The organism is Pseudomonas sp. GW823-FHT04A03, from assembly GCF_058796615.1.
Genome location: NZ_JBXAIV010000010.1, coordinates 92270 through 108827, shown reverse-complemented (window position 1 = coordinate 108827; position 16558 = coordinate 92270). Strand labels below are relative to the sequence as shown.

2 protein-coding genes are annotated in these 16558 nt (G+C 63.5%); both read left to right on the top strand.

Going from position 1 to position 16558, the window contains the following annotated elements; genetic code table 11:
- Positions 1-73 precede the first annotated feature (73 nt).
- On the top strand, positions 74-808 hold the full coding sequence (locus AC1Q9F_RS22440; RefSeq protein ID WP_179692104.1) for a thioesterase II family protein: 735 nt from the start codon (positions 74-76) through the stop codon (positions 806-808).
- A gap of 181 nt (positions 809-989) precedes the next feature.
- Complete coding sequence (locus AC1Q9F_RS22435; protein WP_492620838.1) at positions 990-16550, top strand: non-ribosomal peptide synthetase; 15561 nt, start codon at positions 990-992, stop codon at positions 16548-16550.
- The last annotated feature ends 8 nt before the right edge of the window (positions 16551-16558 follow it).

Here is a 16558-nt window from a genome sequence, read left to right as displayed (position 1 = left end):
TAGACGCACGCGGGCTAATTTCTGCAGGGCCGCCTTCGTTCTTTTATACAGACAACTTTTCGAGGTAAGCCGGGTGACTCAGCTGACATTGCTGTGCCTTCCTTATTCGGGCGCCAGTGCCATGGTCTACAGCCGCTGGCGGCGCAAATTGCCGCAGTGGCTGACGCTGCAGCCGGTAGAACTGCCGGGTCGCGGCGCGCGTTTTGGCGAAGCGCTGCAAACCGATATGCGGGCGCTGGCCCGTCAGTTGGCCAGCGAACTGCAAACGACCCTGCGTGCGCCTTATGCCATTTTCGGCCACAGCCTCGGCGCGCTGCTGGCCTGCGAACTGGCCCATGCCTTGCGCGCTCTGGGATTGCCGGAGCCGGTTGCGCTGTTCGCCTCCGGCACGGCGGCGCCGACGCTGCGCAGTGACTACGACCGCGGCTTCGCCGAACCGAAGAGCGATGCCGAACTGATCGAGCAGTTGCGCACCTTGAATGGCACCAGCGAAGAAATTCTCGCCAACGCCGAATTGATGAGCCTGACCCTGCCGGTGCTGCGTGCCGACTTCCTGCTGTGCGGACGTTTTCAGCCGATCCAGCGCCCGCTGCTCAAATGCCCGGTGCATGTGCTTGGCGGTACCACCGACCGCGCGACCACCGAGCAATTGATCGGCTGGAGCAAGGAAACCCTCGGCAGCTTCTCCGTGGACATGCTTGCCGGCGGTCATTTCTTCATCCATGAACACGAGGCTAAAGTGCTGAAGGTCATCAAGGATCAGCTCGACGTACACCACCGCCGGCACTCGATGCCCGCCATTGCCTGAACAACGGGAAACCCTGTGTGAGCGAGCTGGCTCGCGCCCACAGGGTTTGCTGCCCGTCTGAAAACTCCCGCCTGCCTCCCTCCTGATACTTCTTCTCATTCGCTAATTTTTCCGGTGTGCATTCGTTTTATAGGGACGACGTGCCTTTGTGCTTCCTGCCTACTGATCCGGATGCTAAGAAATGAATGCTGAAGACTCCTTGAAACTTGCTCGCCGGTTTATCGGGTTGCCCCTGGAAAAGCGCCAGATGTTCCTCGCGGCCCTGCAAAAGGAGGGCGTGGATTTCGCCCGCTTCCCGATTCCCGCCGGGATCGAGGCCGACGATCGCCAGGCGTTGTCTTACGCGCAGCAACGGATGTGGTTTCTCTGGCAACTGGACCCGCACAGCGGCGCCTACAACTTGCCGGGCGCGGTACGCTTGACCGGGCGTCTGAATCTGCGGGCGCTGGAGCAGGCGTTTGCGGCACTGGTGGCGCGACATGAAACCTTGCGCACGGTTTTCCAGCGCCAGGCGGATGACAGCCTGCTGCAAGTGCCGGCCCCGACAACCTTGAACATCCATCACGAAGATTTCAGTGCGCTGCCGGCCACCGAGCGCGAGGAGGCTGTCGTTCGTGCCGCCGAACAGCAATCGGTGTTGCCGTTCGACCTGGCGGTCGGGCCGTTGCTGCGGGTCACGTTGCTCAAGCTCGCCGAGCAGGAGCACGTCTTGTTGCTGACCCTGCACCACATCGTTTCCGATGGCTGGTCGATGAATGTGCTGATCGACGAATTCATCCGATGCTATGACGCTTTTGACGCCGGCCAGTCGCCGGCGCTGGCAGCCTTGCCGGTTCAGTACAGCGATTACGCCCTGTGGCAACGTCGCTGGCTGGAGGCTGGCGAGCAAGCGCGGCAACTGGAGTACTGGCAGGCGCAGTTGGGTGACGAGCATCCGGTGCTGGAACTGCCGTTGGACCACTCGCGTCCGGCCATGCCGAGCTATCGCGGCATACGCTATGAATTTGCGGTCGACGGCCAGTTGGCCGACCAGTTGCGCGCCACCGCGCAACAGCATCAGGTCACCTTGTTCATGCTGTTGCTCGGCGCGTTCAATGCACTGCTGCACCGTTACACCGGGCAGACCGATATTCGTGTCGGCGTGCCGATTGCCAACCGCAATCGCGCCGAGATCGAAGGCCTGATCGGTTTCTTCGTCAACACCCAGGTGCTGCGCACCAAAGTCGATGGCCAGACCCGCGTCGATGCGTTGCTGCAGGCGATCAAAGAGACGGCGCTCGGCGCCCAGGCGCATCAGGATCTGCCGTTCGAGCAACTGGTCGAGGCGCTGAAACTGGAGCGCAGCCTCAGTCACACGCCGCTGTTCCAGGTGATGTACAACCACCAGCCGCAGGTGGCCGATATCGCCGCCCTCGGTACAGCTTCGGGCCTGGTGCTCGACAGCCTCGACTGGCAAAGCCGCACCACTCAGTTCGACCTGACACTCGACACCTACGAAAAGGGCGGCAAGCTGCACGCGGCACTGACTTACGCCAGCGATCTGTTCGATGCGCCGACCATCGAACGCATGGCGCGCCACTGGTTGCGTCTGCTCAAGGCCATGGTCGCGGATCCCGCGCAACGCATTGGTGAGCTGCCATTGCTGGACGCGGACGAGCAGCACACGCTGGTGCATGCCTGGAACGCTACAGCAGCGGTTTATCCAACCGGGCAACCCCTTCATCAATTGATCGAAGCCCAGGTGGCCCGCACCCCGGATGCACCGGCACTGGTGTTCGGCGAACAGACCCTGAGCTACGCGCAACTGGATGCGCGGGCCAACCAACTGGCCCATCTGTTGCGTGAGCAAGGCGTGCGAGCCGACAGCCTGGTGGGGATCTGCGTCGAGCGTTCGCTGGAAATGGTGATCGGCCTGCTGGCGATTCTCAAGGCCGGCGGCGCCTATGTGCCACTGGATCCGGAGTACCCGCAAGAACGCCTGGCCTACATGATCGAGGACAGCGGCATTACCTTGCTGCTGACTCAGAGTGCCTTGCTGTCGTCGCTGCCGACCGCGGGGGTGAAGGTGATTACCCTCGACCAGGAAGCCGACTGGCTGGATCGCTACAGCGAAAGCCGTGTCGAGGCAGTCGTCGATCCGCAGAACCTCGCGTACGTGATTTACACCTCCGGCTCCACCGGTAAACCGAAAGGCGCCGGCAACAGTCATGCAGCGCTGGTCAACCGTTTGTGCTGGATGCAGGAGGCTTACCGGCTGGATGCCAGCGATTCGGTGCTGCAGAAAACCCCGTTCAGCTTTGACGTGTCGGTCTGGGAGTTTTTCTGGCCGCTGCTGACCGGCGCGCGTCTGGTCGTGGCAGCGCCGGGCGCGCACCGCGATCCATCGTTGTTGATCGAGACCATCAACCGCTACGGCATCAGCACGCTGCACTTCGTCCCGTCGATGTTGCAGGCGTTCATTCATGAGCCGGGCGTCGAGGCCTGTGTCGGCCTAAAACGCATTGTCTGCAGCGGTGAAGCATTGCCGCTGGACGCGCAACTGCAAGTGTTCGCCAAGTTGCCGAACGCCGGACTCTACAACCTGTACGGCCCGACCGAAGCGGCCATCGACGTCACCCACTGGACCTGTGTCGACGAAGGCGCCGACAGCGTGCCGATCGGGCGGCCGATCGCCAACCTGCGCACCTATGTGCTCGACGCCGAACTGTTGCCGGTGCCGAGCGGCGTTGCCGGTGAGCTGTACCTGGGCGGGGCAGGGCTGGCGCGCAGTTATCACCAGCGTCCGGCGCTGACCGCCGAGCGTTTTGTACCGTGCCCCTTCCACGAAGGCGCGCGCCTGTACCGCACCGGTGACCGGGTACGTCAGCGTGCCGACGGCGTCATCGAATACCTCGGACGTCTCGATCATCAGGTGAAGCTGCGTGGCTTGCGTATCGAGCTGGGCGAAATCGAAACCCGCCTGATGCAGCATCCGCTGGTGCGTGAAGCCGTGGTGCTGGTGCAGGGCGGCAAACATCTGGTCGGCTATCTGGTGCTGGAAACTGCCCAGGCAGACGAACAGTGGCAACAGGACGTCAAGGCCTGGCTGCTCGGCAGCCTGCCGGAATTCATGGTGCCGACCTACCTGATGACGCTGGCCAGGTTGCCGGTCACCGCCAACGGCAAGCTGGATCGCAAAGCCTTGCCGCAGCCGGATGCCGCGCCGCAGCAGGCTTTTGTCGCGCCGCAGGACGCCATGCAAAAAGCCCTGGCGGCGATCTGGGAAGACGTGCTCGGTTTGCAGCGCGTGGGTCTGGAAGACAACTTTTTCGAGCTGGGCGGCGATTCGATCATTTCGATTCAAGTGGTCAGCCGCGCGCGGCAGGCCGGCATCCGTATCAGCCCGCGCGATCTGTTCCAGTATCAGACCGTGCGCAGTCTGGCGCTGGTTGCGATCCTCGACAGCCACAGTTCGGTGGATCAGGCGCCGGCGACGGGTGAGGCCTTGTTGGGGCCGATCCAGCAGCAGTTCTTCAGCCGGGCGATGCCGCAGCGTGAGCACTGGAACCAGTCCCTGCTGCTGACCCCGCGCGAGGCGCTGAATGCTCAGTGGCTCGACGCCGCATTGACCCATGTGATCAATCATCACGATGCCTTGCGCCTGCGTTTTGTCGAGGGCGCCGAAGGCTGGCAGCAAGCGTACGCCGCACAGGTCGAACGTGCTGACCTGTGGCAGCGCACGGCCGACACGACCGAGCAACTGACCGCCCATTGCGACGAAGCCCAGCGCAGTCTTGATCTGGCCAACGGGCCGTTGTTGCGCGCCGTATTGGTGACGATGGCCGATGGCAGTCAGCGCCTGTCGCTGATCCTCCATCACCTGGTGGTCGACGGCGTGTCGTGGCGTGTGTTGCTGGAAGATCTGCAGCAAGCCTACGAACAGCTCGCGGCGGGCGGTGGCGTGCAATTGCCGGCCAAGACCAGCGCGTTCCAGAGCTGGACTGCGCGCCTGAGCACCGAGGCTTCGCGCTTCGACGATCAACTGGCTTACTGGAAAGCCCAGCACGACACCGCGCAGGATCTGCCGTGCGAGCGCCCTGAAGGCAGCCTGCAAAACCGTTTCGGGGAAAAGATCGAATGGCGTCTGGACGCCGAGCGCACACGCCAATTGCTGCAACAGGCGCCGGCGGCGTATCGCACGCAGGTCAACGATCTGTTGCTGACGGCACTGGCGCGCACCATCAGTGGCTGGAGCGGTCAGCCGGGCACCCTGATTCAACTGGAAGGCCATGGCCGTGAAGACCTGTTCGACGACATCGACCTGACGCGCAGCATTGGCTGGTTCACCAGCCTGTTCGCCGTCAATCTGGTGGCCACCGAGGATCTCGACGGTTCGATCAAGGCGATCAAGGAACAACTGCGCGCGGTGCCGGACAAAGGTCTGGGTTACGGCGTGCTGCGTTATCTGGCAGCGCCGTCGGTGCGTGAAGAGCTGGCGGTGCTGGCGCCGCCGCGCATTACCTTCAACTACCTGGGGCAGTTCGATCGCCAGTTCGACGAGCAGGCGCTGCTGGTGCCATCCGCCGAGTCCGGCGGTGTCGCCCAGGATTCCCGGGCGCCGCTGGATAACTGGCTGACGGTCGAAGGCCAGGTTTATGGCGGCGAATTGAGCCTGAGTTGGGGCTTCAGTTCGCAGATGTTCGACAATGCCACTGTGCAAAGGCTGGCTGATCGCTACGCAGCAGAACTGACGGCACTGATCGAGCACTGCTGCGCCCTCGACACCGCGCAAGCGACGCCATCGGACTTCCCGTTGGCACGCATCAGCCAGGCGCAACTGGATGCATTGCCGGTCGCCGCCGCTGTCATCGAAGATGTCTATCCGCTGTCGCCGATGCAGCAGGGCATGCTGTTCCACACCTTGTATGAACCGCAGGCCGAGGCCTACATCAGCCAGATGCGTCTGGACATCCAGGGCCTTGATCCACAGCGTTTTGCCAGCGCCTGGCAAGCGGCGCTGGCGCGTCATGACGTGCTGCGCAGCAGCTTCCATTGGCAAGGCCTGGACAGCGCCCATCAGGTGATCAGCCGTCAGGTGCAACTGCCGCTGCAAGTGCTGGACAACACTGACACCAATACGCTGGCCGAGTCTGAGCGGGCGCAGGGTTTCGAACTCGACTGCGCGCCGTTGCTGCGCCTGAAACTGGTGCGTACCGGCGCCGATCACTGGCACTTGATCTACACCAGCCATCACATCCTGATGGACGGCTGGAGTAATGCGCAGTTGCTCGGCGAGGTGATTTCCCACTACGCCGCCGGGCGCTCACTGCCGGCGCCGGTCGGGCATTACCGCGATTACATGGGCTGGTTGCAGCAGCAATCGGCAGACGCCGGCAAGGCGTTCTGGAATGCTGCGCTGGCACCGTTGCAGGCGCCGACGCTGCTTGCCGATGCCCTGCGTCCGCCCGTGGGCGGGCATGGCACTGACGAGCATCGCGAGGTGATCGACGAAGCCGCAACACGGCGTCTGGGCGAGTTCGCCCGTCAGCAGAAAGTTACCCTCAACACCTTGTTGCAAGCGGCCTGGAGCCTGTTGCTGCAACGCTACACCGGGCAGGACTGCGTAGCGTTCGGCGCGACAGTGGCCGGTCGTTCGGCGCCGCTGCCGGGCATCGAGCAGCAACTGGGGCTGTTCATCAACACCTTGCCGCTGGTGTGCAACCCGCGCCCGGATCACCGCGTCGGGCAGTGGCTGAGTGATCTGCAAGCGCAGAATCTGACCCTGCGCGAGTTCGAGCATGTGCCGCTGTACGACATTCAGGGCTGGGCAGGGCAGCAGGGCTCGGCGCTGTTCGACAGTCTGCTGGTGTTCGAAAACTTCCCGGTCGCCGAGGCGCTGAAACAGGGCGCTCCGGCCGGGCTGACCTTCGGCAACCTGCACAACCATGAACGCACGCACTATCCGCTGACGCTGGGTATCGAACTCGGCGCCACGCTGAGTCTGGAGATGAGCTACGACGCTGCACGATTCAGCGCCGCCCAGGTGCAATTGCTCTGCGCCAACCTGCGCTACTTGCTCGGGCAACTGATCACCAACGCCACAGGTTGCCTCGGCAACCTGACGCTGCTCGATGAAGCCACCACGCGCGCCATGCTCGCCCACTGCCAGGCGCCAGCGCCGCAGCTCCAGCACACGGGCCTGGTGCACGAGCGCATTGCCGCGCAGGCCAAAGCCACACCGCAGGCCCTGGCCGTACAGTGCGGCGAACAGCGCCTGAGCTATGACGAACTGAACCGCCAGGCGAATCGCCTGGCCCACCGTCTGCTGGCCAGCGGTGCTGCGCCGGGCAAGCGTATCGGCCTGGCGCTGCGTCGCGGCCCGCAAATGATCGTCAGCCTGCTGGCCGTGCTGAAGACGGGCGCCGCTTACGTCCCGCTTGATGCCAACTACCCGGCCCAGCGTCTGGCCTACATGATCGAAGACAGCCGTGTCGATCTGCTGCTCGATGAGTCCGCTCTCCTGCAAGACGTGCCGCTTGCGGCCGGCCTGGAGTATCTGCAACTGGGCGACATCATCGAGACGCTGGGGGCTTATCCGGACAGCGACCCGCTGAATCACGCCACGGTCGACGACCTGGCCTACGTGATCTACACCTCGGGCTCCACCGGTCAGCCAAAGGGCGTGGCAATTGCACACGCGGCGCTGCGCGAGTTCTGCCAGACCGGTGCCGAGTATTCGGCGCTGACTGCCGATGATCGCGTGCTGCAGTTTGCGACCTTCAGCTTCGACGGTTTTGTCGAGCAGTGTTACCCGCCGCTGTGTGTCGGCGCGGCGCTGATCATGCGCGGCGACGAACTCTGGGATGTCATCCGGTTGGCCGACGAGATCGTCGGCCACGGCGTAACCCTGGCGGACTTGCCGGCGGCTTACTGGTTCTTGCTGGCGCGTGAATGTGCTGGCGGCAACGTCGCCAGTCTGGGCGCGTTGCGCCAGGTGCATGTCGGTGGCGAAGCCATGTCGGTCAAAGGCCTGCGCCTGTGGCACGAAGCAGGGCTGAGCCACGTGCGTTTGCTCAACACCTACGGGCCGACCGAGGCGACGGTGGTGTCGAGCGTTCACGATTGCCGTTTGAGTGATGCCAGCGACACCTTCGGCATTCCGATTGGCCGGGCCATTCCCGGCCGCGCGTTGTACGTGCTCGACAGCGCCGGGCAGTTGTTGCCGGCCGGTGGCGTCGGCGAGTTGTGCATTGGTGCGAGCGCCTGTCTGGCGCAGCAGTATTTCGATCGTCCGGCGCTCACCGCCGAACGCTTCCTGCCAGACCCGTTTGCCACCGAGGCGGGGGCGCGTCTGTATCGCAGTGGCGACCTGGCGCGTTACAACGAAAAGGGTGATCTGGAGTACGCCGGGCGTATCGACCACCAGGTGAAGATTCGTGGCTTGCGCATTGAGATGGGTGAAATCGAAGCCTGCCTGCAAGCGCAGGAGGGCGTGCGCGCCGCCGCGGTGATCGCTCAGGATTTCCCGGGTGGCGCGCAACTGGTGGCTTACGTGGTGCCCGAGACAGGAACCGAAGCTGCGACCGCGCAGGCGCAGTGGCTGGACTCGCTCAAAGCTTCGCTGCAACAAGTGCTGCCTGATTACATGGTGCCGACGCACCTGCTGTCGCTGGACGCGTTGCCCTTGAACAACAACGGCAAGCTTGATCGCACCGCGCTGCCGAAAGTCGAACTGAGCCAGGACCTGAGCGTTTATGCAGCGCCGCAAACCTTGCTGCAACTGCAACTGGCGCAGATTTGGGAAGCCGTGCTGGAGTCCGGCGCGGTGGGGCTCAACGATCACTTCTTCGAACGTGGCGGCCACTCGCTGCTGGCCACTCAAGTGATTTCCCGGGTCCGCCAGACGCTCAAACTCGATGTGCCGATGCGCACCCTGTTCGAGCAGCCGACGCTGCAAGCCTTTGCCGCCGCCTGCGCCACCCTGCAACACAGCGAAAGCGTGCCGATGATGGCGTTGCAGCGCGGTGATGCACTGGCGTTGTCTTACGCCCAGGAACGGCAGTGGTTCCTCTGGCAGCTGGAGCCGGACAGTGCCGCTTACCACGTGCCAAGTGCGCTGCGCTTGCGCGGTGCTCTGGACATCTCCGCGTTGCAGAAAAGCTTCAATCAACTGGTGGCGCGTCACGAACCGTTGCGCACCACGTTCCGTCAGGACGACGAGCGCACTGTGCAGGTGGTTCATGCGCAGGGCCAATTGACGATTGAACAGCACAGCCTCGACGTCGAGGACAATCTTTCGAACTGGGTACAGGCGCAGATTCGCCAGCCGTTCGATCTGTTGAACGGGCCGCTGCTGCGCGTCAGCCTGCTGCGGTTGGCGGCAGATGATCACGTGCTGGTGATCACTCAGCACCACATCGTGTCTGACGGCTGGTCGATGCAAGTGATGGTGCGCGAACTGATGGCGATGTATGCCGCAGAACGCGCCGGACAACCGCTGGAGCTGGCCGCGCTGACGCTGCAATACGCTGATTTTGCGCAGTGGCAACGGCAGTGGATGGAAGCGGGCGAGCGTCAGCGTCAGCTCGATTATTGGGTGGGCCAGCTCGGCGGCGAACAGCCGGTGCTGGAGTTGCCGCTCGACCATTCGCGTCCGGCGGTGCAGAGCTACCGGGGGGCGCGACTGGATGCGCCATTGGAACCCGCGTTGAGCGCGCAATTGCAGGAGGTTGCCCGGCGTGAGGGGGTGACGATGTTCATGCTCCTGCTGGCCTCGTTCCAGACCCTGTTGCACCGCTACAGCGGTCAGGACGATATCCGCGTCGGCGTGCCGATTGCCAACCGCAACCGCGCCGAAGCCGAGGGCCTGATCGGCTTCTTCGTCAACACCCAGGTGATGCGTGCACAGTTTGCCGGCGACCTGAGTTTCCGTGATCTGCTGGCGCAGACCCGGCAGGCTGCAATGGGCGCCCAGGCGCATCAGGATCTGCCGTTCGAGCAATTGGTGGAAGCGCTGGCGCCAGAGCGCAGCCTCAGCCACAGCCCGTTGTTCCAGGTGCTGTTCAACCACCAGCGCGATGCAGCGCCGGTCACCGATGTGGCGGATCTGCGCATCGAAGGCCTGCCGTGGAACAGCGCCACCGCACAATTCGACCTGACCCTGGACACCACGGAAACCGCCGCCGGGCTGATGGTCAGCCTGACCTACGCCAGCGACTTGTTCGAAGCGGCAACCATTGCGCGCCTGTTCGAACACTGGCAGGCATTGCTGCAGGCGATTGTCGCTGAGCCGCAACAGTCCATTGCCTCGTTGCCGATGCTCGCCGCGCAAGAGCGCCAGCAGATCCTCGAAGAATGGAACGCAACCGCTACCGAGTACCCGCTACACCTCAGCGTGCAGCAGTTGATCGAAGCGCAAGTGCTGCGCACCCCGGACGCCCCGGCGCTGAAATTCGCCGACGAATGCCTGAGCTACGCGCAGCTCAATGTCCGTGCCAACCGGTTGGCGCACAAGCTGATGGCGCAGGGTGTCGGACCTGAAAGCCTGGTCGGCATCGCTGCCGAACGTTCGATGGAAATGGTCGTCGGTCTGTTGGCCGTGCTCAAGGCCGGGGGCGCCTACGTGCCGCTCGACCCGGAGTACCCGCAGGATCGCCTGGCGTACATGATCGAAGACAGCGGCGTGCAGCTGTTGCTGACCCAGGCACATCTGCTCGATGCCTTGCCATTGAGCGGGCAGGTGCAAACCCTGTTGCTTGAGGAATCGCTGGAGGGCTTCGCCAGCCACAATCCGGACGTGGCGGTCAGCGGTGAAAACCTCGCCTACGTGATCTACACCTCCGGTTCCACCGGCAAACCGAAAGGTGCCGGCAACCGTCATGTCGCCCTGACCAACCGTCTGTGCTGGATGCAACAGGCCTATGAGATCGGCGCCGGCGACAGCGTGCTGCAGAAGACGCCATTCAGCTTTGACGTTTCGGTGTGGGAGTTCTTCTGGCCCCTGATGACCGGCGCACGGCTGGTCGTCGCCGCCCCGGGCGATCACCGCGATCCGGCAAAACTGGTGGCGTTGATCAACCGCGAACACATCACCACGCTGCACTTTGTGCCGTCGATGTTGCAAGCCTTCCTGCAGGACACCGACGTCGCCACGTGCACCAGCCTGCAACGCATCGTGTGCAGCGGCGAAGCGCTGCCGGCGGACGCGCAACAGCAAGTCTTCGCCAGACTGCCAGCGGCCGGGCTTTACAACCTTTACGGCCCGACGGAAGCCGCCATCGACGTCACGCACTGGACGTGTGTGGAGGAGGGCCGCGACAGCGTGCCGATCGGACAACCGATTGCCAACCTCGGCTGCTACATCCTTGACGACAACCTTGAGCCGGTGCCGACCGGTGTGCTCGGTGAGTTGTACCTGGCGGGCGTCGGTCTGGCGCGGGGTTACCACCAGCGTCCGGCGCTGACCGCGGAACGTTTTGCCGTCAGCCCGTATGGCGATGGCGAGCGGATCTACCGCACCGGTGACCTGGCGCGCTACCGCGTCGACGGCGTGATCGAATACGCCGGCCGGATCGACCATCAGGTCAAGCTGCGCGGCTTGCGTATCGAGCTCGGTGAAATCGAAGCGCGTCTGCTGGAGCATGGCAACGTTCGTGAAGCGGCGGTGCTGGTGATCGACGGCAAGCTGCTGACCGCTTACGTGGTGTTGAACGAAGAAAGCGCAGACTGGCGCGACACCCTGATGCGTCATCTGCACGCCGGACTGCCGGAGTACATGGTGCCCAATCAGTGGCTGAACCTTGCGCAGATGCCGTTGAGTCCCAATGGCAAACTGGATCGCAAGGCGCTGCCGAAACCCGAATTGGGCGCCGGCAAGGCCGAATACATCGCGCCGCGCAATGAGCTGGAGCAACGCATCGCTGCGGTGTGGGCTGACGTGCTGAAGCTGCCGCGAGTCGGGCTGGGCGATAACTTCTTTGAACTGGGTGGCGATTCGATTATTTCGATTCAGGTGGTGGCCCGTGCCCGTCAGGCCGGCATCCGCTTTACCCCCAAAGACTTGTTCCAGTACCAGACCGTCCAGGCGCTGGCGGGCGTCGCGACGCTGGGCGTTGGCGCGGGGCAGATCGACCAGGGCCCGGTCGGCGGTGCCACGCCGTTGCTGCCGTTCCAGCAGTGGTTCTTCGCGACGGACATTGCCGAGCGTCACCACTGGAACCAGTCGGTGATGCTCAAGCCGGCCATCAGCATTGAGGCCGATGCGCTTGAGCAAGCCTTGCAAGCGTTGGTTGCGCATCACGATGCCTTGCGCCTGTCGTTCACTGAAACCACCGACGGCTGGACCGCGAATCACCACGCAACAACCGTCAGACACGACCTGTTGATGCAGGCTTCGGTCAGCGATGAGCAACAATTGCAGGACGCCTGCCTTGCGGCGCAGCGCAGCTTCGACCTGGCTCAAGGCCCGCTGTTGCGTGGCTTGCTGGTGAGCCTGGCCGACGGTTCTCAACGCTTGTTGCTGGCGGTGCACCACCTGGTGGTGGACGGTGTGTCCTGGCGGATTCTGCTGGAAGATTTGCAAAGCGCTTATCAGCAGCGCATCGACGGCAAGCCCCTGCTGCTGCCGGCCAAGACCAGCGCCTTCAAGCACTGGGCCGAACGCTTGCAACAGCACGCGCCGCGACTGGCGGGTGAACTGGATCTGTGGCGCGCACAACTGGCCGATGCGCCTGTCGACCTGCCGTGCATCAATCCGCAGGCCCGTCTGCAAAACCGCGATGCGCACACCGTACAGACGCGCCTCGATCAAGCGCTGACCCGACAACTGCTGCAACAGGCGCCGGCGGCGTATCGCACTCAGGTCAATGACTTGCTGATGACCGCGCTGGCTCGAGTCATCTGCCGCTGGACGGGGCAGGCCTCGACCCTGATTCAGCTGGAAGGGCACGGTCGTGAAGACCTGTTTGACGACCTTGACCTGAGTCGCAGCGTCGGCTGGTTCACCAGTCTGTTCCCGGTGCGCCTGACCCCGAACGCGTCGCTCGACGGTTCGATCAAGCAGATCAAGGAACAGTTGCGGGCGATTCCCGGCAAGGGCCTGGGCTTTGGCGTACTGCGTTACTTCGGCGATGAAGCGACCCGCCGTGAGCTGGCAGTGCTGCCGACACCGCGCATCACGTTCAACTACCTCGGGCAATTCGACAGCCAGTTCGATGACGGCGCTCTGTTCGCCCCGGCCAGCGAAAAGGCCGGGGACGAACAGAGCCCGTTGGCGCCGCTGGGCAACTGGCTGGAACTCAATGGTCAGGTTTACGGTGGCGAGCTGAGTCTGGGCTGGACGTTCAGCCGGGAGATGTTCGATGAAGCGACCATTCAACGTCTGGCCGATGAGTACGCGATCGAACTGGCAGCGCTGATCGAACATTGCTGCGCTGCACAGAATTCCGGCGTCACACCGTCGGACTTCCCGTTGGCGCCGCTCGACCAGCAGCAGCTCGATGCGTTGCCGGACGCCGGTGCCGACGTCGAAGACATCTACCCGCTGTCGCCGATGCAACAGGGCATGTTGTTCCACAGCCTGTACGAACAAGGTTCGGGGGATTACATCAACCAGATGCGCGTCAGCGTCGAAGGCCTTGATCCCGAGCGTTTGCGTCAGGCCTGGCAGGGCGCCGTCGATCGCCACGCGATTCTGCGCACGCGTTTCGTGTGGATCTCCGAGCAGGAGCAGCCGTTGCAAATCGTCCAGCGTCAGGCCGAGTTGCCGTTCAGTCTGCATGACTGGCGAGGTCGCGCTGACCTGGCGGGGGCACTCGACGGGCTGGCGCAGGAGCAACTGCAACAAGGCTTCGACCTGTTGCAGGCACCCCTGCTGCGCCTGGTGCTGGTCCGCACCGGCGATGATCGCTTCGAGATGATCTACACCAGCCATCACATTCTCATGGACGGCTGGAGCAACTCGCAGTTGCTCGGCGAAGTGATGCAGCGCTACGCCGGTGAAACCCCGGCCGCGCCGGTGGGCCGTTATGGCGATTACATCGGCTGGCTGCAGCGTCAGGACGGTCAGGCCAGCGAACGCTTCTGGACTGAGCGGCTGGCCGACCTGGACGAGCCGACCCACCTGGCCCGTAGCTGCCTCGATACGCTGGCGACTGCCGGCCAGAGCGGTTACGACCAGCAGACCCGTTGGCTGGACCGTGAGCAGACTCAACGTCTGGGTGCGTTCGCCCGTCAGCACAAGGTCACCCTCAACACCGTGGTGCAGGCTGCCTGGCTGTTGCTGTTGCAGCGTTACACCGGACAACCGACCGTGGCATTCGGCGCTACGGTCGCCGGGCGTCCGGCCGAGGTGCCAGGTGTCGAGCAACAGATCGGTTTGTTCATCAACACGCTGCCGGTGATCGCCACCCCGCGTGTCGAGCAACCCCTCGGCGAGTGGCTGCAAACGGTGCAGGCGCTGAACCTGGCCATGCGCGAATTCGAATACACGCCACTGGCGGACATTCAGCGCTGGTCCGGGCAACGCGGCGAAGGCTTGTTCGACAGCCTGCTGGTGTTCGAGAACTACCCGGTGTCGGAGGCACTGAACAACGGTGCGCCGCAAGGTTTGCGTTTCGACCAGGCGCGCAGCCAGGAACAGACCAACCTGCCGTTGACGGTGCTGGTGGACCTGAGCGACAGCCTGTCGTTGCAATTTGCCTATGCCCGTCAGCATTTCAGCGCTGCGCAGATCGAGCAGATCGCCGGCCACTTGCAGCACCTGTTGCAGCAAATGGCCGACTCGCCCGCGCAACGTCTGCTGGCCGATCTGAGCCTGTTCGATGCCGCACAGCACCAGGCGGTGTTGCAGGACTGGAACCGTGCGCCGGCCACCTTCGCGCAAACCCGCACCCTGCCACAGCTGATCGAAGCACAGGTGCGTCGGGCTCCGCAGGCGATTGCCGTGAGTCTGGGCGAGGAGCAATTGAGCTACGGCGAACTCAACGCCCGCGCCAACCGCCTGGCCCATGCCCTGATCGCACGGGGCGTAGGTGCCGATGTGCTGGTGGGTCTGGCTGCCGAGCGTTCGATCGAAATGATCGTCGGCCTGGTTGCCATCCTCAAAGCTGGCGGGGCTTACCTGCCGCTGGATCCGCAGTACCCGGCCGAGCGCCTGCAATACATGATCGAAGACAGCGGCATTGCCCTGCTGCTGATGCAGCCGGGTGTGCTCGATCACCTGGAAGTTGCCGAGAGCGTCGAAACCCTGCTGCTGGGTGATGACAGCCGCTGGCAGGATCAATTGGCAACCGACCCGCAGGTCTGGGCCGACAGCGCCAGCCTCGCTTACGTGATCTACACCTCGGGCTCCACCGGCAAACCGAAAGGTACGCTGCTGGCTCACGACAACGTACTGCGTCTGTTCGAGGCAACACAGCCCTGGTTCAGCTTCGGTGCCGAGGATCGCTGGACGCTGTTCCACTCGTACGCGTTTGACTTTTCGGTCTGGGAAATCTTCGGCGCACTGCTGCATGGCGGGCGTCTGGTGATCGTGCCGCACAGCGTCAGCCGCTCGCCGCAGGAGTTCCATGCGCTGCTGTGCCGTGAGCGCATCACCGTGCTCAACCAGACGCCGTCGGCATTCAAGCAACTGATGCAAGTAGCTTGCGACGCCCCACAGGATCCGCAACTGTCGTTGCGTTACGTCGTGTTTGGCGGTGAAGCGCTGGAAGTACGCAGCCTGCGTCCATGGTTCGAACGCTTCGGCGATGCCGCGCCACAGCTGATCAACATGTACGGCATCACCGAAACCACGGTTCATGTGACTTACCGTCCTTTGACCCTGGCCGATCTCGAACAGGATGCCGGCAGCCCGCTGGGCGAGCCGATCCCGGACCTGGGCTGGTACGTGCTCGACACCGACCTGCAACCGGTGGCCAAGGGCTGCATCGGCGAGTTGCACGTCAGTGGCGCCGGGCTGGCACGCGGTTATCTCAAGCGTGCCGACCTCAGCGCCTTGCGTTTCGTGCCGAACCCGTTCGGTGACGATGGTGCGCGGCTGTATCGCACCGGTGACCTGGCACGCTATCGCGCCGATGGCCGGATCGAGTACGCCGGGCGCATCGACCATCAGGTGAAGATCCGTGGTTTCCGGATCGAGCTGGGTGAAATCGAGGCGCAACTGTTGGCGCTGCCGCAAATCCGTCAGGCCGTGGTACTGGATCAGCCAGGCGCCGGCGGCGTGCAGCTGGTCGCGTATCTGGTGGCCGACCAGTCGGTCGAACTCGACCAGCAGGGCCAGTGGCGCGAGCTACTGCGCCAGGCGCTCAAGCAGAACTTGCCGGATTACATGGTGCCGGCGCACCTGTTGCTGCTCGACAGCCTGCCGCTGACCGCCAACGGCAAGCTTGACCGCAAGGCCCTGCCACAACCGGACGCCAGCCTGCTGCAAAACAGCTATGTGGCGCCTGAAAGTGAACTGCAACAGCAGATCGCCGGGGTCTGGGCCGACGTCCTGAAACTGGAGCGGGTCGGCCTGACAGACAACTTCTTCGAACTCGGCGGTCATTCGCTGCTGGCCACTCAGGTGGCCCTGCGTCTGCGTGAGTTGCTGGGCTTCGAAGTGCCGTTGGCCAGCCTGTTCGCCAGTGCCGATCTGGCGGCTTTCAGCGAAGCCGTACAAGCCCTGCAACCCGATTTGCAGCCCGTTCATGATGTTTTGGCTAAATCCTTGGAGGCTCTCAATCGTTTATCAGCAGATGAACTTGAAAAACTGATTTCCTGAGAGGACCA

Excerpts from the sequence above, each read along its gene's own strand:
- AC1Q9F_RS22435 (WP_492620838.1), top strand. The coding sequence starts at position 990 with ATGAATGCTGAAGACTCCTTGAAACTTGCTCGCCGGTTTATCGGGTTG.